The organism is Paracoccus wurundjeri (assembly GCF_030678915.1).
In the GTDB taxonomy this organism is placed as follows: Bacteria; Pseudomonadota; Alphaproteobacteria; order Rhodobacterales; family Rhodobacteraceae; genus Paracoccus; species Paracoccus onubensis_A.
This window is the reverse complement of the sequence record NZ_JAUUTZ010000005.1, coordinates 163,119-181,305: the sequence shown is the minus strand read 5'-3', so window position 1 is coordinate 181,305 and position 18,187 is coordinate 163,119. Positions and strand designations below refer to the sequence as shown.

Here is an 18,187-nt window from a genome sequence, read left to right as displayed (position 1 = left end):
GCGTTCTCCTTCCGTCAGATTTCCGGCGGCAGACGCCGTGCGGCGGGCCGGGCGTCATCGCCCAGAACGGTCATGCGCGGTTCGATCACCCGGTCCATGACCATGTGATTGCCCTGACTGTCCATCACGTCGATATGTGCATCCTCCAGATCGAAAACCGTGAAATCGGCCCGCTTGCCGGGTGTCAGCCCGTCCCTGCCGGAAAGGCCGAGGACCGAGCGCGGAGCATTGGTGGTGGCTTCGATACAATCCTCGAAGCTCAGCCCCACGGCCAGAAGCTTCGAGATCGTGGTTGCCATGTCATAGACGGGTTTTTCCATCGACCGTTGGTGCAGATCGGTCGAGATCGAGAAGGGCCGCAGCCCGTCGGCGATGGAATCCCGCGCGGTCCTGAAATTGAAGGATGCGCCGCCATGGCCGATATCCATCAGGATGCCGCGCCCGGCCATATCCTGCGCCATCCTGAACAGCGCCTCGGTGTCCCGGATCGAGCCTGCCGCCTTGCCGTTGAAGCAATGGGTGACGATATCGCCGGGCGTCAGCAGCTCGAACACCTCGTCGATCAGGGGAGGGGGCTCGCCGACATGCACCATCAGCGGCATGTTCACCATTTCGGCCACGCGCTTGGCGATCTTGGCCGGGGTGATCCCCCAGCTTCCGACGATGACCCCCGAGGCCCGCACCTTGATGCCGCATATGACGTCGCGATTGGCTTCGATCACCGCAAGCGTCCTGTCGATGTCGATGGAGCGCCAGTCGGTCAGTTCCGGCACGCGGTTGCAGGCGACAAGACCGATCGAGCCGATGTTCAGGAAAGCCTTGATCGTCTCGCTTGCCGGGTCGATCACATATTCGCGCAAGCCGTGAAAACTGGCCTCGCCCGCCGATCCGGCATCGGCCATCGCAGTGACTCCGGTGGGGCGGCCGGCTTCCGATGCGCGGACGGAAATATCGGTGCCGCCATGCCAGACATGAACATGCAGGTCGCACCAGCCGGGTGACAGGTAAGCACCACCGAGATCCAGCGTCTCGGCGCCTTCGGCGGGACTTGCCGAGATATTTCCGGACGCGTCGATGCAGATCTCTTCGGGCGCGGAATCAAAGCCCATGGCTTTGAAATTGATCAGTTTCAGCGGCACGTCAGGTTTCCTTTGCAAGTTTGGGGTCCAGCGCGTCGCGCAGCCCGTCGCCGACGATCTGCAGGAACAGCACCGAAAGCGCGATGGCGAGGCCGGGGAAGAGGATCAGGAAGAAGGCGTTGTCGATATATTGGCGGCCCTCGTTCACCATGATTCCCCAGGTGGGGATCTTCGGGTCGACGCCGACGCCCAGAAAGGACAGACCGGCTTCGGCCAGCATGGAATAGGCGAAGATGAAGGTTGCCTGGACCAGGATCGGCGAAACGATATTGCGCAGCACATGCGTCACCATGATCGTGGGTGTACGGGTGCCCAGGGCGCGGGCGGCCTCGACATAGGGCAGTTCGCGGATCACCAGCGTCGAGGCGCGGACGATCCGGGCTATGCGCGGGGTGTAGACGATGGACAGCGCCAGGATCACATTGCCCATCGAGCCGCCGAAGATCGCCACCAGCGATAATGCCAGCAGGATATCGGGAAAGGCCATCAGGGCATCGATCAGCCGGGACAGCGGCATATCCAGCCTGCGGAAGAAGCCCGCGATCAGGCCGATCACGATCCCGGCGGCGGATGACAGCAACGCTACCCCAAGCCCGATGCCCAGCGAGGTCTGGCCCGCGACCATAAGCCGGCCAAGGACGTCGCGGCCGAAAGCGTCGGCGCCCAGAAGATATTCGGAGCCGGGACCGGTCAGGCGGTTCCTGACCGACATGCCGCCGGTGCTGGTCACGCCGAGGGCGGGCAGCAGGAAGCAGGCGGTGGCGATCGCCACGAAGACCACGAGCGCCATCACGACCGATGGCCGCTGCATCAACAATCTGCGCAGGCTGGGCGCCACGACGGTGGAGGAAGCAGTACCGGCCATCAGTATTTCACTCTTTTGTCTACGACGAGGTAAAGAAGATCGGTGGCGAGATTCACCAGCACGTAAAGCGCCGCGACCACGATCAGCGTGCCCTGGATCACCGGATAATCCCGGCGCAGCACGGCATTCACCACCAGATTGCCCATGCCAGGCAGATTGAAGACCCGCTCGGTCACCACCGCGCCCGAGACCAGCAGCGCGAAGGTCAGGCCGACAACGGTGATGATCGGGATGCCCGCGTTCTTCAGTGCGTGGCGCAGCACCACCCGGCGCTCGGTCATGCCCTTGGCGCGGGCGGTGCGGACGTAATCCTCGCCCAGGATATCCAGCATCGAGGCGCGGGTGAAGCGCAGGATCAGTGCGGAATTGGTGATGCCCAGCGTGATCGCGGGCAGGATCAGATGGCGCATCCGCTCGGCGAAGCTGGCGCCCGCATCACCGTATCCAGAGGCCGGGAACCAGCCCAGATCGGTGGCCAGATAGCGCTGGAAAACCAGACCGGTCAGGAAGCTGGGGACCGAGGCGGCCAGCATCGCCGAGGTGATCGACGTCTGGTCCAGAATAGAGCCGCGCCGATAGGCCGCCCAGATGCCGATGGGCGTGGCGATGACCAGCGCCACCAGCAGCGAGAACAGGGCAAGAAAGATCGTGGGTTCCGCCCGCTTGGCGAGGACAGACGTGACCGACTGATTGAAAAACAGCGATTGACCCAGATCGCCTTGCAGGACATTGCCCAGGAAGGTCAGGTATTGGACTGCGATAGGCTGGTCCAGTCCCAGCCTTGTGCGCAGGGCGATCACTTCTTCCGGAGTGGCGTCCGGCCCCAGCATCAGCGAGGCTGGATCACCCGGCGCCAGACGGACCAGCACGAAGGCGATGGTCAGCACCAGAAAGATGACGACGATCAAACCGATCAGGCGGCGAAAAAGATAGCTGCGCATGGGAGGAGACTCGATCCGTTGCGATCTTGCTTTCGGGGTGGATTGCAGGGCCGCGGAATGCGGCGCACGGCCCTGCCGGTTTGCTTTACTGTTCCTTCCTGGCGTTCCAGAAAACCGGCCACGGCGAGGGGGTCACACCCGATAACGCCCGTGATTTGCCCTGAACGACATTGAAATTGCCGATTTTGATCAGGCCGACATCCTCGTAGACCTTTTGCTGCAGTTCGGCATAGATTTCCTTGCGCGCCTCGGGGTCTGTTTCACGGGTGAAGCGGTCAAGGATCTCTTCTTTCTCGGGATTGGCCCAGCCTTCCCGGGCGGTTGCGAAGAGGGACGAGGTCAGGGTCGGTTCCGGCAGGAAGGGCGAGTGGGTGATATAGATGTCCCAAAGGTCCGGATTGTCACGATTCTGCGCCAGCGTTGCCCAGTCCACCACGTCCACCTGCACGGTGAACCCGGCCATTTCCAACGCCATCCGGGCGACTTCGGCCATCTGGTAGTGGAATTCATATTGACGCGAGGTCAGGATGCGCAGCGGCTGGCCGTCATAGCCTGCCTCTTCCAGATATTCCGCCGCTTTTTCGGGGTCGTTCTGGTTGTAAAGCTCGGTGCCCGCCTCATTGTGCCACGACCAGCCCTCGGGATAAAGTGCGCCGTCGGTCTGGAAGAACTTCTCGTCTCCGAAAGCCGCGAACAGCATGTCGTCATAGGGAAGCGCAGCCTGCACCGCCCGGCGGATGTTCAGATCCGTCATCAGTCCCTTCTTGTGATTCACCGCGAAAAGCGACCAGCCGAAAGGTTCCAGCAGCACCGGCTCGGCCACGTCAGAGGCTTCGATCCGTTCAAAGGCTTCGGTCGACAGGCTGTCGGCATAGTCGAACTGGCCCGACAGCAGCCCCTCGATCCGCGTATTGGTGTCCGGCACCGGGATGAAGCGTATTTCGTCTGGGATCTGCGCGCGTTCGCCCGCAGCTGCACCCGGCTGGCTGTAGTCGTCGAAAGGGACCAGTTGCGTATATTGGTCGGGCTGGCGCGCTTTGATCTTGTATGGGCCGGTGCCGATTGGTTCGTCGATCTCGTCGGCCAGAATTTCTTCGGGATAGATTACCGCTGCGGAATTGGAAAAGGCCAGCAGCGTCGTCAGCGGTGCATAGGGTTCGCTTAGGGTGATGGTGATCTCGGCCGGGCCGGTGGCCTCGATGCCGTTGATCTGGTCGGCGATGGCCATGCCGCGGCTTGCGACCTCTTTCCAGCGGTTCAGCGAGGCGACCACATCGCCGCTATCCATGGTTGAACCATCGTGGAAACTGACGCCCTCGCGCAGCGGGATCGTATAGGTGGTGCCGTCCTCGCTGATCGTCGGCATATCCGACGCCAGCAGGGGCACCACCTGCCAGTTGTCGTCAAAGGTATAAAGCGTTTCCATGAAATGCTGGGTGACGATGCTGACCACATCCTTGGTCGACACCATCGGGTCGAACGTATCCGGATCGCCGATGATGGCGACGTCGATCTTGCCCTGCGCGGCAAGCGGCCCGGCGGCGCAAAATGCGAAGACGGTGGCCAGACATGTGGCGCGGAATGTCATCTGAGGCTCCCTGTATTCTCTTATAATGGTGTATAGTTCGTAATTGGGAGTAAAAGGATGGCATTCATAAGTGTCAACTATCATCTATAATTATGGAATATAAGCGAGCATGCTTTGATGATGCGACCCTTCGACGATGGCATCTTTCTGCCAGGCCAGGACCGCGATGATTCACAAGAAGAGCGTTCAGGCCGAAGATGATCATGATCGGATGCGGTCTGGTTTGATCACATGATATGGATCATATGAACTTTACATTTGGTCCATATGGACTATATTGGGCGCAAAGGAGATCGAGATGCAAGTTGTTGCCAAAACCCGCGAACCCGCTCGGATCAATGCGGTTGCACTGCAAGCCTATGCACGCATTGTCGATGCCTGGGCCCTCAGCCTGAAAGAGGCGGCGGGTCTTGCGGATATGTCGGAAAGCACATGGAAGCGTGCCAAGAAACCTGATTTCGCAGGAGAGTTGACCAAGGATCAACTGCTGCGCCTCAGCGCGGTAATTGGCATCTACAAGTCACTCGAACTCTATTTTTCCGAACCACTTGCAAGACGCTGGTTCACGCGGCGGAACACTGGCCCCCTGTTCGGCGGCAGCCGGCCTTTGGACACCGTGATCGAGGGTGGTCTGCCCCAGCTTCTTGCCGTCCGGACCTATCTTGATGCTCTGCGTGGCGGCGCATGAGACAAACCGGGATTTCCGATCGCGGTCTCGTTCGCCTTTTACCCGCCACTTACCACAAGCCGCCTGCGCTCCGGAATCTCGTCGATACCGACGACGAGTTCGAGATCCTTGCAGAGATCGAGGGGCTGACCAGCGGTCGCCTTCTGGCTGAGCGGGGCAGGAACCCTCATCTCGATCCGCGCGAACTTGCCTGGCACCGCCGGAGCCGCGACATGCGCATCTATGGTGACACGCATGTCAACGCCGCCTTCACCTATACACGAGCGGGCGGAAACCGCTTCAACTCCGAGGAGCGTGGCGCCTGGTATTGCGCCTGGGACGTCATGGTCTCTGTCAGCGAAGTCGCGTGGCACCGTACGCGGGAACTTGGTTACACGGGGTCGTTTGTAGACAGCGCCCGCTATGTCGAGTTGCTGGCGGATTTCATCGGCGTGTTCGATGACATCACCGATGAGCCGAATCATCCATCGCTCAACGCGGATCCGGACATCGGATATCCTGAAGGTCAGAGCCTCGCTCAACATCTGCGGCAAGAGGGCTCGCGCGGGCTGATTTACCCATCTGTGCGAGCACCCGCGCCGGGTGGAAACTGTCTGGTTTGCTTCGAGCCCCGCGCAATCCAGAATGTCCGCCCGGGCAGGTCCTGGGACCTTGTTTGGAATGGTACGCCGGATTATTCGATCATTGCAGTCGCCTGACTTTCATTTATTCCGCCGAGCCATTCTGCCATCGGAATGCGAGGGCCGAGGGCGCGGGATTGTTGCGAACATTCATGTTCATCGGGTCCTGGCCGAGACGGGCAATTCGACGTCCTCTGCGATGGGAAAAGCTTTCGATGAACCCTCCGGCTCCGTTCCGGGCGAAAATTAGCATGTCAGGCGAATGATCGGGTAATACACAGAGAAGGGATCGCGTTGGGCAGGGGAGGAAGCAGCCGGATGACATCAGGCAGGAAGATTGAAAAATCGGCAAAATCGGCTGCTGCCGGCAGCAACGACGCTTTCGCCGGGGCTACGGCATCACGCGGCGCAAGCCGGGCGGAAAGCCCCGCCCCGAATGAAACCCAGGCCAATTTCGCCTATCGGCTGATTGAAGAAATGATCGTGACGCTCAAACTGCCTCCGGGGACGCGGGTTTCGGAAAAATCCCTGAGCGCCGAACTCGGCATTGGTCGTACGCCAGTGCGCGAGGCGCTCAAGCGGCTCGCGCAAGAGCGGACAATCACGATCCATCCACGCTCGGGTGCGGTGATTTCGGCCATAGACGTCGATGATCACTTCAAACTGATCGAGGTGCGCCGGGAGTTGGAGCGTATTCTGGTCGGCCGAACCGCGAGACTGGCCGATCCGGGAATCTGCAAGGCATTTTCGGAACTTCAATTGCGGTTCGAAAAAGCCGCCGCTGAAAGCAGCGAGGCGTTATTCATCGCCGCTGACCGGGAGTTCAATACGCTTGTCGCAAGTTCCGCGGATAACATTTACGCAGCGGATGCCATGGGGCCGCTACAGGCGCAGACACGGCGCTTCTGGTTTCTGAATTTTCAGCAATTCGGTGATCTGACCAAGGTTTGCCGGTTACATGCAGCTATCGCAAAGGCCATCGCCGCAAATGACGAACGCGCTGCCCGCAAGGCTTTGGACCGACTGATCGATTATGTCGAGGAATATACCTATCAGACCCGGCGCGCGATTATGAAGCGCAGCTGAATCAGCAGTTTTCCGGGGCCGGGCAGATCGTTCACGCTTCAGGGAATCAGTGAAATAAAGCCCCCCGAACTTTTTGCTTTTCGCCCAAGGGCTGCGTGTCCGTGTTGTGATTGATGAATTTCGATCTGACAACCATCATATTGTAATTAAAAATAAAATCATCTCAATTTATGTGAATTTCATATGGTGCGCAAATAGGGCGCATAGTTTTTCTTGTCATAACTGCCATGTCAGTTATGGTATCTGTTATTCCACAAAGGGAGGGGAAAAGCTTTGAAAACGTCACGCCCCACGACAATGGCAACGCGAGGAATGGTTTCCTCGCCTCATTATCTGGCGTCTCTTGCAGGGCTTTCAGTGCTGCAGAACGGAGGATCGGCGGTTGATGCGGCGATCGCGGTGAACGCGACGCTTGGCGTCGTCTATCCGCATATGACCGGCATGGGCGGAGATGCCTTTTGGCTGATTTACGATGCCGGCACTGATGCTTTGCACGCTTTGAACGGATCGGGGCGTTCCGCTACCGCCGCAACCCGCGAGCTTTACCGCAAGGCGGGTCATGACGTGATTCCATCGCGTGGCGTCATGTCGGCGGTGACTGTACCGGGAGCCGTCGACAGCTGGTGCATGGCGCATGAGCGTTTTGGCAAACTCAGCCTTGCGGACGATCTTGCGGGGGCGATTGCCTATGCCCGCGACGGATATCCGGTTTCCGCCGGGCAGGCTGCTTTCACCACGATGACCGCCGATGTCCTGTCCGCGCACAAGACGACCGCGCGCATATTCATGCCCGAGGGGCGTGCACCCAAAACCGGCGAGATCATGCGTTTTCCCGCCCTGGCCGAAACGATGGAGGCCGTGGCCCGGCAAGGGCGCAAAGGTTTCTACGAAGGGGCAGTTGCCGAAGAAATCATCCGTTCTCTGGATACGGCAGGCGGATACTGGCAGGCAGAGGATCTCTGGGGGCACCGCGGTAACTGGGAAGATCCGGTCGGGGTCGATTACCGCGGCTACAGCTGTTTTCAGCACCCGCCGAACAGCCAGGGTTTCGCCCATCTGATGATCCTGAATATCCTTGAGAATTTCGATGTGGCGGCACTGAAATCGGACCCTGCCGCTTATGTCCATCTGGTGGTCGAGGCGACCAAACTCGCCTTTGTCGACCGCGATCGCTATCTGACCGATCCCGAACATGCGGAGATCCCGCTTGCCGATTTGCTGTCAAAGGAATACGCGGCCGAGCTGGCCGGCCGTATCGACATGAGTTCGGCGCATCCGGCGCAGCCTGTGCCGATGGGGCAGGACACTACGGCAACGGTGGTGGTGGATGGCGATGGAAACGCGGTTTCGGTCATCCAGAGCCTTTATCACGAATTCGGTTCCGGCCTTGTCGCGGGCGATTCCGGCGTCCTGCTGCAGAATCGCGGCTCGTTCTTTTCGCTGGACGAAGGGCATGTGAACCGGTTGGAGGCCGGCAAACGCTGTTTCCATACATTGATGCCCGGCATGATGTTCCGCGACGGTAAACCGCTGCTGGTCTATGGCACGATGGGGGGCGAAGGGCAGCCGCAGACCAGTACGGCGGTGGCGACGCGCTTCGTCGATTTCGGCGATGACGTGCAGGTCGCGATAGACAGCCCTCGCTGGCTTTACGGCCGCACCTGGGGCGAAGAAACCCGCAATCTCCGTATCGAGGCGTTGTTCGGCGATTCCGTCACCGCCTCGCTCGGGCAACTGGGTCACCCGGTAGAGGTTATCGAACCCTGGAGCGATCTTGTCGGCCATGCGGCCGCGATCAGGATCGATCCGGATAACGGTGTCCTGTCGGGCGCGGCAGATCCGCGAGGAGAGGGGATCGCAGCGGGTTGGTGACGCCAAGAGGAGGAGGCGTCAAAAAAGGGAGGAAATCATGGAACTACCAGTTACCATAATAAGCTGGTTGACGGGGGCATTGCCGCTGCTGATCCTGCTTGCGCTGATGCTTGCAGGCCGATGGGGAGCGGCCGAGGCAGGCCCGGTGTCCTGGTTGATCGCGGTCGGTATTGCCTGGTTCTATTTCGGGGCTTCCGCGGAAACCATCGGTTTTGAAAGCGTCAAGGGTGTGTGGAGCGCGATCACCGTGCTTTACGTTGTCTGGGCATCGATCCTGATTTACGAGGTCAGCGACGAGGGTGGAGCCTTCGAACGATTGCGCCACGGGATTGCCGATGTTCTTCCCGATCCGCTGGTACAGGTGATGGCTTTCGGCTGGGCTTTCGCGTCGTTCCTGCAAGGGGTCACGGGATTTGGCGTTCCTATCGCCGTATGTGCGCCTTTGCTGGTGGGCATCGGCGTGCGTCCGCTTTATGCGGTTATCATTCCACTGATCGGCCATGCGTGGAACAATACTTTCGGCACTTTGGGCGTGGCATGGCTGGGCCTCAAGGAAGTCACGGCGATGGAGCCGCTGCTGGCGGCGCAAACCGCCCTTTATGCAGCCGCTTTCATCTGGATCCTCAATGCGCTTGGCGGCATTCTTGTTTGCTGGCTTTACGATCGCGCTCGCGGGGTGTGGCATGGGTTGCCGATTATCGTGATCATGTCCGCGATTCAGGGCGGGCTGACATTGGCGCTGTCGCAATGGAACGATGTTCTGAATGGCTTTGTTGCGTCCAGCGTGGCTTTCGCGGCCCTGTTCGTTCTGGCGCGCCTGCCGCGCTATCGGGCCGAGAAACCCCGCACCAGTAGCGTCTTCACCAAAGAGGCCCGCGAGGGGACGGGGCATGGCGGTGGCGGAACAGGCTCCGATCCGCAAGATGTGGCGGCAATCGCCTCGCCCCGCGCCCTGACATTGAATCAGGCGTTCATTCCCTATTACGCCTTGGTCCTGATCACTTTCGCCATTCTGCTGGTCTCTCCGCTGAAGAACTCGCTGAGCGCCTTTGCATTTGGCGTGGATTTCCCGGAAACGGTGACGGATCTGGGATTTGTCAGGGATGCGACATCGGTCTCGATGGCTCCTTTCACGCATGCGGGGTCGTTCCTGCTGGCATCCGCACTGATCGGTTATGTCGCCTTTCGTCGCATCGGCGTCATGAAACAAGGCTCGTTTGGCCGGATAGTGCGTAATACGGTGGACAAATCGATCCCGTCGACAATTGCCGTCATCGCATTGATTGCCATGTCGAACGTGATGGCCGGCTCGGGCGCTATCGAGGTTCTGGCGCATGGGGCGGCGGCCGCCACCGGACCCGCCTATGGTTTCCTGGCTCCGGTGGTTGGGGGGCTGGGGGCATTCATGACCACGTCCAACCTTGCCTCCAACCTGCTGTTCGGCACGTTCCAAAGCTCGACTGCCGATGCCACGGGCCTGCTGAAACCGGCTATCCTTGGCGCTCAGACAGCTGGGGGTGCCGCGGGCAACATGATCGCACCGGGCAATGTTTTACTGGGAACGACGACTGCGGGAATCCTTGGCCGGGAAGGTGAGGTGCTTCGCGTAACGATTCCGCTGTTCACCATCGTGGCGCTGCTTATCGGCGCTGTTGTCTTGTTCGTTGCATAAGGAGAAACAGGATGTCGAAATCAATCATATGCCAGGTCATCGCGGGCATCGTCGCGATCATAGCGGTGCCACTTCTTTACGTCGGGCTGATGCATAACGTGTCGATATTGGCTGCGACGGGCTTTCTGCTGTTCACGGCCAGCATGCTGACAACCCCGATACTAAGGCTTGTAACACGGTAAGGTCTGTTTTGGGGCAGGCGATGACGGGTTCGGGCTGGCGGGAACTTGATCGTTTGCGGGGTCGACATGACGACGCCGGGCGTTTCTCGTTCCTCGCCGGGCCGCCGGATTAAGGCGGGCCGGGGTGTCAATTGGCCCTTTAATCGCGTGTTTTCGTCTAGCCTGTTCCTGTCCATGCCGGACTTATGCGGCGGCATGTGAAGGGTGGGAAATGAGCCCTGCGAAGAATTACCATAGCATGCACGCGTAAAAAGACTTTCAACGATTTCTATAATTAACCTTAACAAAACCGGCATTCCGAAAACGCCGGTTCATCTGGTTTGATTGCGGCATTGATGACCAACAGGAGAGGTGGCGGCAATGAAGATGTCGGCGATAACTGCACTGGCAATAGTGGCCGGAACAGCGGCCTATGCTGAGCGGGATGATCTGAATGTTGCAATGCTGCTGCCGGGGGACATTGAAGATAACGGCTTCATGGAAGCCGGGTATAATGGCCTCATGAGGATCGAGAAGGAGTTCGGCGCAAAGATCAGCTATATTGATGACATCAAACCCGAACCTGAATTGCTGACGGATGCTCTGCGTCAGTTGGCTCAGGACGGGCCGGACATGATCATCGCGCATGGCGGGCAAAACAATGATGCCACAAAGCAGGTTGCGGCCGAGTTTCCGGATATCGCATTTGTCGTGGTGCAGGGCAATGTAAGCGGCCCGAATCTGGCCAGCTATGAGGTGCTTCAGGAAGAGAGTGCATGGCTTGCCGGTGCAGCGGCGGGGCTTCTGACCACGACGAATGTCGTCGGCCATATTTCGGGCATCAGGGTAACGCCCGGCCTGAAAGGGCGCGGCGGATTCTATAACGGGCTTATGCATACCAATCCCGATGCCGAGTTCCTGACGATCTTTGCCGGAGATCAGGACGACGACGATCTATCGGCGCGTGTGGCGAAGGCCGAAATCGAGCGAGGCGCAGATTTCATCTTCACCATGCTGAATTCCGGACGTCAGGGTGCCATCGACGCTATGCGGGATACGAATACCAGGCAATTCGGCAATGTGATCGACTGGACCGAGGTGGAGCCCGAGGTTTTCGTCGGCTCGGCGATCGCCGATGTCAGCATCCCAAGCGTCGAGGCCGTAAGGGACTTTGTGGAAGGCGATTGGAAGCCGGGCACGGTCACGGCGATCGGATTGGAGAATCCCGATGCGGTAGCACTGACTCTTTCGGACAAGGTTCCCGAGGATGTCCGGCGGCAGATCGAGGCGCTGAAAGAAAAGGTGATCAGCAAGGAGATCGAAGTTTCCACCGAGTATGACGGGCCCGAGTTGGAATTGTAACCGGGCGGGCGAGCAACCATCCACCCCCGGATGAAGGGTCGGCTCGCCGGTTATATAGGCAATTCGGATGGGCGGGGCGCGCACGACAGAACCGAAGTGCCGTCGGTGCCGTAAAGCATAAGAAACTGGTGACAGGTCGCTTTGCCGGTCGCGTCAAGCCGGGCCGATGAAAACCCCGTAAGGCGAGAAATAGTCGGCTGCGTTGCGGCCCCAAGGCAATGCGGGCATTGCCGGTATCGATTGTCGCGCTCTTTGTCGGGAAGGCTGCGCGCCAGTGTCCGGATCGCTTGCGCCGCAATCGCTGCCTCGACGATCTTGTGCCCAAGCGTCGACCCGCCGAAGCTCGTCTGGCCCGGTTCCAGGAAAATCCGGAAGGCTTTTCCCGATGTTCCCCGTGCAGGCCGCTCTTAGATTTCCGCGGCGAATTGCTGCCCTGATGCGCGCGGTATCGGACGGGAACATTTTCCGTTGCAGCCGGTTATGGCACTTCGTCGACAAGGGGCAGTTCAGGGAACATCGCGAAGGGAGGATCAGGCGATGATATCAGAGAGAAAACAGGTGCCAAAACCGGCTGCCGCGACCGATCGTGCGACAGATGCCGCAATATCGCAGTCTGCCGGTGCGGCGGATCGCGGGATGGATCGGGATTCCGCTGATGACGTGGAAGAAGATGGCTTCGAATTACTGAAGAAGCAGCATCGGGAACTGAAGGCTCTCGTTCGGGAAAGCGAAAATATTACCAGCACCGAACAAGCTGAAAACTTGCAGAAAAACCTGCTTGAATGTTGGAGGAAGCACGAAGTCCTGCATCAGGTTCTGTATGAGGAAGCCTGTCATATGGGCTTGCGGACTTACGAACCGCTTGCGGATGCGGAAGTCGTCGCCGACCTTGTGTCGTTTCTGTTAAATACCCGGGTTCCGTACGAGAAATACGTGGATATTGCGCGGTTACGCGTGGCCGGGAAGATTATCCATAACTTCATCGAAGACGAGGAGCGATCCGAAAAAGGACTGATCGACAAGATGAAAGCTGCCGGCGTCAGTGCCAGAATCGTGGGCGAGTTCTATCTGGATCACAAGGATTTGCTGGTGGATGAACCGGGAAGGACGAAGTTGAAACTTCGTCATCTGAGTACCGGGAAAACGCCAAAACATGCCGGGACAACGCCATTGCCCCGGCCGCTTCCTTTGCGTGACCACGATCCGGGCCAAGCGCCCGACCCGAGGGCCGATGACGTTTCGGTCGATGACGGTACGGTCAAGGGCCCCTGCAGCGCCGGGCAGAAGCGGCAGGGGGATGCCGGCCAATCGAAGCATGACGATCAGGATGATGAAGCCGCGAAACATGTTCAGCACTGTATAGGGCGGGGCGGTTGGTGGGATGGATGATCCCCGGCCAACTTCCTCTGTTTGACGAGCGGCCACAGGGAGTCACGCATGGTCAGAAAAACGGATCACTCCGAACGGCTGCGTCAGGATATCGATCGGGGGCGGGCGAAGGACAAGGTTGATTTCCCCGATCCCGCCGCCGCGCCGCTTGGAACGGATGACGAGGCTTCGGGCTTTCCTCCTACAGCCGAACAGGTCCGCCATGCGCGCCGGTCAGAGATTTCCGGCCGGTCGGACGAACAGACGCCCGGGCAGCCGGATCGCGGTTTCGGGACCCAAGCGGCCAATGGAGATGGCTGGAGGGTAGCGGGGGTGATTTGCTTCGTGGTCGTGATCCTCGTCATCATATATGTCATTGCCACATAATCGGGATCAGGCTTGCCGCTTGCCGCCCAGAAGTTTCAGCACCCGTTTTTCATCGGATCTCAGCCCTGTCACCTGCCGCCGGTTGTTCTGTTCGCCACGCCGTTCCGATCCGAGTTTGCCGGACAGATAGGCGTCGATTATCCGGGGGTGGATGTAACATTTCCGGCAGATCGCCGGGGTGTTGCCCAGTCGATCCGCGACGGTCGCGACAGCTTCGCCGATATTGCGTTTCGCGTCCGCTTCGCTTTCGAAATCCGCATATCGCGAAAGCTCCCGCATGGCCAGAACCGTACCGGCCCAGGTCCGGAAATCCTTGGCCGTCACCTCTTGGCCCGAGATGTCGCGAAGATAATCGTTCACATCGGTCGAGCTGATTTTCTGTCTTGCGCCGTCCTTGTCCAGATATTGGAACAGGTGCTGTCCGGGCAAATCCTGTATCAGGCGAATGATCCGGGCGACGCGAGGGTTGCGGACACTCAGATCCCATTCCTTGCCGCCTTTGCCCTTGAAGTGAAACCGGACCTTGCTGGCGTGGAGCTGAACATGACGGCCGCGAAGCGTGGTCAGGCCACGAGAGTTGTTCTGACGGGCATAATCGTCGTTGCCGACCCGGATCAAGGTGTCTTCAAGCAGAAAAACCACCGTCGCCAGAACTTTACGCGCCGACAGCCCCCTTCGTGCCATGTCCTTGCGGAGCTGTGCGCGGATTGTCGGCAGGACCTGCGCGAATTCCACTATGTGATCGAATTTCGCATGTTCCCGGAATGCGCGGAAATCGGGATGATAGAGATATTGTTTCCGCCCGCGCGCGTCCCGGCCCGTGGCCTGGATATGGCCGCGCGGATCGGGGCAGATCCACACGTCGCGATAGGCCGGAGGCACGGCAATTGCAGCAAGCCGGTTGCGCTCGGCCCTGTCGGCGATCCGGCGCCCTTTGGGGTCGCGATAGGAAAAGCCCTTGCCCGCACGGATACGGGTGATGCCGGGCAGGTCGTCATTCACATAGATCAGGCCCGCCTTTTTCGCGGCATTTCGCGGGTCTGACATATCTGGCGGGCATCCTGACATGATGAATTCCGGCGGTTCGCGGGGGTGGAACATGCCCGCCCCTTTCTGATGATTGCGGCCGGGGACATTTCATCCGCGCCACGGGCGTTCTTTCAATGCGTCAATCGTCAAGCGAGAGGTCCAGCCAATCCGACAAGGCCCGCGGACCCTTAAGACGGTAAAGGGCGCAGGTCTCACCCGTCCCGATCTTGATACCAAGGCCACCGCGCGCCTGCGCCTCGGCCATCGCCGCCTCGTCCGTCAGATCGTCGCCGATATAGACCGGCGGACGCCCCTCGAAATCCGGCATCGCCATCAGCCGGGACAAGGCGCGGTCCTTGCTTGCGTCCCTGGGGCGCAATTCGATGACCATCTTGCCATGCTGTATGGCCAGTTCGGGGAAATCCGCGGCCAATCCCTCCATCGCCCGGGCCACCCATCCGGCGAGATCCGGCGCGGCGCGATAATGCATTACGACGCCATGCGGTTTTGGCTCCACAAGCAATCCGTCATGGCTCGCGGCAAGCTTCCGGACCCGGTCGTGCAGGTTGACGATATCGGATCGCGCTGCCGCTATTGTCTCGATCCGACCGCCGGAAAGCCGCAATTCGGCGCCGTGACCGCCTGCGATCATACCGGGAAATCCGGGCAGGTAGTGGATCAGATCCGCAATGTTACGGCCGGAAATCAGTGCCACGGCGCCGCCTTGCCGCCTGTATAGCCGTTCCAGCCGCGCGGGCAGCCCGCCGGGTACGACAACCGCATCGGGAGTAGGGGCGAGCTCTACCAGACAACCGTCGAAATCCAGAAACAGCGCGGCGTTTTCCGGCAGGTTTGGTGGCTGCAACTGACGTTCCTCCTTGTTATGCGGGATATCGCCGCTTTGGAACATGATATCCGTCTTCACGATGTTGCCGGACCTGCCGCCGAAAATCCAGTTGAGCCGTTCCGGAAGCGCGTGGCTTCCGCACGAGCTACAATGATCCGGTTCGGTCATGATTGCGGACGCACCCACGGCGTCGCGCGAATGCGTCCTGTATCGGAACGAAACTGCCAACCCCGATCGCGGGGAGCGGTGATCGGGGAATTCTGTCCCGGTATCCCCGTCTCAAGGCAGGGCATAGGCGATAAGGTAATCGCCGATGGGCGTTTCCATGAAATGATGTCCGGCCGCTGCGATCATCACATATTGGCGCCCGTCGACCTCGTAGACGATCGGGTTGGCCTGACCACCCGCAGGCAACACGTCGCTCCATAAAGTTTCACCGGTTTCGATGTCGATGGCCCTGAAAAGATTGTCGGTGGCGGCACCGATAAAGGCTATCCCTCCGGCCGTGACCACCGGCCCGCCATTATTGGGCGTCCCGATCTTGAAGGGCAGGCGCGAAGGAATGCCGAATGGCCCGTTTTCGCGCGCGGTGCCCAGCGCCGTGTCCCAGATGGTCTCGCCGGTATCAAGATCGATGGCCCGGATCCCGCCATAGGGAGGCTCGGTGCAGGGGATGCCGGTGACCGGATTGCGCCAGCCGGCGTTCACCTCGATACCATAGGGCGCGCCGCTTTGCGGAGAGCCGTCGCCTTCGGAATGCTTGCCCGTGTTTTCGCCATTCGGCTCCTGCGGATTCTCGCTCTCCGCCTCGCTGCCGGACTTCATATGGATCGGGGTAAGATTTCGTTCCTCGACTTCCTGTTCCGTCAGCAGGCGGTTGTAGTTGGGAACGTCATTGTAATTGGCGATCATGATATTGCGTTCCGGATCGACAGCCACCGATCCCCAGTCAGAGCCGCCGTTATAGCCGGGATACTGGATCCACGGACGTTCGCTGGAAGGTGGCGTATAGATGCCCTGATAATTGGCGCGGTGGAACTGGATCCGGCACCAGAGCTGATCGATCGGGGTGAAGCCCCAGGCGTCCTTCGGTTCAAGCGGCGGTTTGCGCAGACTGTGCCATTCGGAAACGGGCTGGGTGTCCGAAATGTAGTCGGGTTCGATTTCGCCCTTGGGAAGCCCGGACAGTTCACCGACCGGTGTCAGCGGCTGACCGGACTCGCGATCCAGAATGTAGATATCGCCCTGTTTCGACGGCAATACGAGGGCAGGGGTATCCCTGAAGTTGATCAGCGTCGGCTGGCTGCCAAGGTCATAATCCCAGACATCGTTGCGCACGGTCTGGAAGTGCCAGACTTCCTCGCCGGTGGTGGCGTCCAGCGCCACGAGCGAGGTGGAAAACTCATTTTCCTCGGCAGATCTGTTCGAACCGTAATAGTCGACCGAAGAGTTACCCAGTGGCAGGTAAACATAACCCAGTTCTTCATCGGCGACCGCGGTGGTCCACATATTGGGCGTGCCGCGGGTATAAACCTCGCCTTCCGGTGGTCCGTCGCGATGCGCGTCGGGCGCGGCAAGATCCCACGCCCATAGGAATTCGCCGGTTACGGCGTCATAGCCGCGCATGACGCCCGAGGGCGCATCTTCGGCCTGACCGTCCCTGACCTGCGCGCCGGTTACCACCACTCCGCGCACCACTGCCGGCGGCGAGGTTACGGAATACCAGCTTGGTACACGCTCGCCGATGTCCTGCCAGAGATCCACGGTTCCGTTCTCGCCGAAATCCTCACAGGGCTCGCCGGTTTTCAGATCGACGGCAATCAGCCTGGCGTCAAGCGTCCCCTCGATCACCCGCGTGGAACAACGGTCGCCTTCGGCAGCATCCGGATTGGTATAGGTCGAGACGCCGCGGCAACTGGCGCCGTAGGGGATAGCCTCATTTGGCACATCGGGATCGAAACGCCAGTTTTCGTCGCCGGTGGCCGCGTCGACCGATATGAGCACATTCATCGCCGAACACAGAATGAGATCATCACCGATCTTGAGCGGAGTGGTCTCGGGCGAATATTTGTCCATCGCCGTGCCCTCGGGCATATCGCCGGTGCGATAGATGAAAGCGCGTTCGAGCCCGGCGACATTGCCGGCGTTTATCTGGTCAAGCGGAGAGTAGCGCGCCGCAGGCGCGCCGCCGCCGTATAAGGGCCAATCCTCGCTTGCCTGTTCGGGGATATCGGTGGCTGCGCGATCAGCAGCGGGCGTTTCGCCCGCTGTGGTTTCCGCAGTGCCGGGGATGTCCGCGGCGCTTTCATCGGTTTCCGCTGCCGGCCCCGGTTCGGGATCTGCTTCCTGTGCGGGCGTTTCGGCGGGCGGGTTATCCGGCGTTGGCGATGGCTGATCGTCCTGAGCAAATACCGGCGCAACCGCAACGCTTAGCGCCAGAAGCCAGAGGGTCGGAAATCTTGGAATCATGATACATCCTCCTGAGTTGCGGATACTCCTGATGCAGGTTTCGAAGGGCGATGACCGGATTTCGTCGCGCAAACCGTTTTGCCTGCCGGTTTT

Annotated in this window: 16 protein-coding genes; 9 read left to right on the top strand and 7 right to left on the bottom strand. The window is 59.8% G+C overall.

The window, feature by feature from the left end; genetic code table 11:
• Positions 1 to 14: 14 nt before the first annotated feature.
• From Q0601_RS07325 to Q0601_RS07310, 4 genes are all read right to left on the bottom strand, one after another.
• Complete coding sequence (locus tag Q0601_RS07325; RefSeq protein ID WP_305288687.1) at positions 15 to 1,139, bottom strand: amidohydrolase/deacetylase family metallohydrolase; 1,125 nt, start codon at positions 1,137 to 1,139, stop codon at positions 15 to 17.
• A gap of 1 nt (position 1,140) precedes the next feature.
• Entirely contained in the window at positions 1,141 to 2,004 is an 864-nt protein-coding gene (locus Q0601_RS07320) for an ABC transporter permease (RefSeq protein ID WP_305288685.1), read from the bottom strand.
• On the bottom strand, positions 2,004 to 2,945 hold the full coding sequence (locus Q0601_RS07315) for an ABC transporter permease (RefSeq protein WP_305288683.1): 942 nt from the start codon (positions 2,943 to 2,945) through the stop codon (positions 2,004 to 2,006). Before Q0601_RS07315 ends, Q0601_RS07320 begins: the two co-directional genes overlap by 1 nt.
• A gap of 85 nt (positions 2,946 to 3,030) precedes the next feature.
• Positions 3,031 to 4,533: an ABC transporter substrate-binding protein gene (locus Q0601_RS07310; protein WP_305288681.1), complete on the bottom strand. Its 1,503-nt coding sequence runs from the start codon at positions 4,531 to 4,533 to the stop codon at positions 3,031 to 3,033.
• A gap of 298 nt (positions 4,534 to 4,831) precedes the next feature.
• Here Q0601_RS07310 and Q0601_RS07305 point away from each other — a divergent pair, with 298 nt between their 5' ends.
• From Q0601_RS07305 to Q0601_RS07265, 9 genes are all read left to right on the top strand, one after another.
• Entirely contained in the window at positions 4,832 to 5,221 is a 390-nt protein-coding gene (locus tag Q0601_RS07305) for an MbcA/ParS/Xre antitoxin family protein (RefSeq protein WP_305288679.1), read from the top strand.
• A complete protein-coding gene (locus tag Q0601_RS07300) occupies positions 5,218 to 5,919 on the top strand; it encodes an RES family NAD+ phosphorylase (protein WP_305288677.1) in 702 nt (233 codons plus the stop codon). The genes Q0601_RS07305 and Q0601_RS07300 overlap by 4 nt, the downstream gene beginning before the upstream one ends.
• A gap of 240 nt (positions 5,920 to 6,159) precedes the next feature.
• Positions 6,160 to 6,927 carry a GntR family transcriptional regulator gene (locus Q0601_RS07295; protein ID WP_305288675.1) on the top strand — a complete coding sequence of 256 codons (768 nt, stop codon included), beginning with the start codon at positions 6,160 to 6,162 and terminating at the stop codon, positions 6,925 to 6,927.
• 273 nt (positions 6,928 to 7,200) lie between these two features.
• On the top strand, positions 7,201 to 8,799 hold the full coding sequence (gene ggt / locus Q0601_RS07290; RefSeq protein WP_305288673.1) for a gamma-glutamyltransferase: 1,599 nt from the start codon (positions 7,201 to 7,203) through the stop codon (positions 8,797 to 8,799).
• A gap of 37 nt (positions 8,800 to 8,836) precedes the next feature.
• Entirely contained in the window at positions 8,837 to 10,471 is a 1,635-nt protein-coding gene (locus Q0601_RS07285) for an L-lactate permease (protein WP_305288671.1), read from the top strand.
• 11 nt (positions 10,472 to 10,482) lie between these two features.
• Positions 10,483 to 10,653 (top strand): hypothetical protein, encoded by a 171-nt coding sequence (locus Q0601_RS07280; RefSeq protein WP_305288669.1) that lies wholly within the window; start codon positions 10,483 to 10,485, stop codon positions 10,651 to 10,653.
• A 360-nt stretch (positions 10,654 to 11,013) separates the two neighbouring features.
• A complete protein-coding gene (locus Q0601_RS07275) occupies positions 11,014 to 11,994 on the top strand; it encodes a BMP family protein (protein WP_305288667.1) in 981 nt (326 codons plus the stop codon).
• 537 nt (positions 11,995 to 12,531) lie between these two features.
• Positions 12,532 to 13,383, top strand: coding sequence for a hypothetical protein (locus Q0601_RS07270; RefSeq protein ID WP_305288665.1), 852 nt, complete (start codon positions 12,532 to 12,534; stop codon positions 13,381 to 13,383).
• A 48-nt stretch (positions 13,384 to 13,431) separates the two neighbouring features.
• The gene (locus tag Q0601_RS07265; RefSeq protein WP_305288663.1) at positions 13,432 to 13,749 is read left to right on the top strand and encodes a hypothetical protein; all 318 of its coding nucleotides are present in this window, start codon (positions 13,432 to 13,434) and stop codon (positions 13,747 to 13,749) included.
• Between the two features lie 6 nt (positions 13,750 to 13,755).
• Here the strand turns inward: Q0601_RS07265 and Q0601_RS07260 are convergent, their stop codons facing one another.
• The 3 genes from Q0601_RS07260 to Q0601_RS07250 all read right to left on the bottom strand — a co-directional run bounded on the left by Q0601_RS07260 (position 13,756) and on the right by Q0601_RS07250 (position 18,094).
• Positions 13,756 to 14,796: a DNA topoisomerase IB gene (locus Q0601_RS07260; RefSeq protein WP_305288661.1), complete on the bottom strand. Its 1,041-nt coding sequence runs from the start codon at positions 14,794 to 14,796 to the stop codon at positions 13,756 to 13,758.
• Positions 14,797 to 14,917: 121 nt separating this feature from the next.
• Positions 14,918 to 15,703: a trehalose-phosphatase gene (gene otsB, locus Q0601_RS07255; RefSeq protein WP_305288659.1), complete on the bottom strand. Its 786-nt coding sequence runs from the start codon at positions 15,701 to 15,703 to the stop codon at positions 14,918 to 14,920.
• A 201-nt stretch (positions 15,704 to 15,904) separates the two neighbouring features.
• Positions 15,905 to 18,094, bottom strand: a complete 2,190-nt coding sequence (locus tag Q0601_RS07250; RefSeq protein ID WP_305288657.1) for a pyrroloquinoline quinone-dependent dehydrogenase — start codon at positions 18,092 to 18,094, stop codon at positions 15,905 to 15,907.
• Positions 18,095 to 18,187 lie beyond the last annotated feature (93 nt).

Excerpts from the sequence above, each read along its gene's own strand:
- Q0601_RS07320 (WP_305288685.1), bottom strand. The coding sequence starts at position 2,004 with ATGGCCGGTACTGCTTCCTCCACCGTCGTGGCGCCCAGCCTGCGCAGA.
- Q0601_RS07315 (WP_305288683.1), bottom strand. The coding sequence starts at position 2,945 with ATGCGCAGCTATCTTTTTCGCCGCCTGATCGGTTTGATCGTCGTCATC.
- Q0601_RS07310 (WP_305288681.1), bottom strand. The coding sequence starts at position 4,533 with ATGACATTCCGCGCCACATGTCTGGCCACCGTCTTCGCATTTTGCGCC.
- Q0601_RS07305 (WP_305288679.1), top strand. The coding sequence starts at position 4,832 with ATGCAAGTTGTTGCCAAAACCCGCGAACCCGCTCGGATCAATGCGGTT.
- Q0601_RS07300 (WP_305288677.1), top strand. The coding sequence starts at position 5,218 with ATGAGACAAACCGGGATTTCCGATCGCGGTCTCGTTCGCCTTTTACCC.
- Q0601_RS07295 (WP_305288675.1), top strand. The coding sequence starts at position 6,160 with ATGACATCAGGCAGGAAGATTGAAAAATCGGCAAAATCGGCTGCTGCC.
- Q0601_RS07285 (WP_305288671.1), top strand. The coding sequence starts at position 8,837 with ATGGAACTACCAGTTACCATAATAAGCTGGTTGACGGGGGCATTGCCG.
- Q0601_RS07280 (WP_305288669.1), top strand. The coding sequence starts at position 10,483 with ATGTCGAAATCAATCATATGCCAGGTCATCGCGGGCATCGTCGCGATC.
- Q0601_RS07275 (WP_305288667.1), top strand. The coding sequence starts at position 11,014 with ATGAAGATGTCGGCGATAACTGCACTGGCAATAGTGGCCGGAACAGCG.
- Q0601_RS07270 (WP_305288665.1), top strand. The coding sequence starts at position 12,532 with ATGATATCAGAGAGAAAACAGGTGCCAAAACCGGCTGCCGCGACCGAT.
- Q0601_RS07265 (WP_305288663.1), top strand. The coding sequence starts at position 13,432 with ATGGTCAGAAAAACGGATCACTCCGAACGGCTGCGTCAGGATATCGAT.
- Q0601_RS07260 (WP_305288661.1), bottom strand. The coding sequence starts at position 14,796 with ATGTCAGACCCGCGAAATGCCGCGAAAAAGGCGGGCCTGATCTATGTG.
- Q0601_RS07250 (WP_305288657.1), bottom strand. The coding sequence starts at position 18,094 with ATGATTCCAAGATTTCCGACCCTCTGGCTTCTGGCGCTAAGCGTTGCG.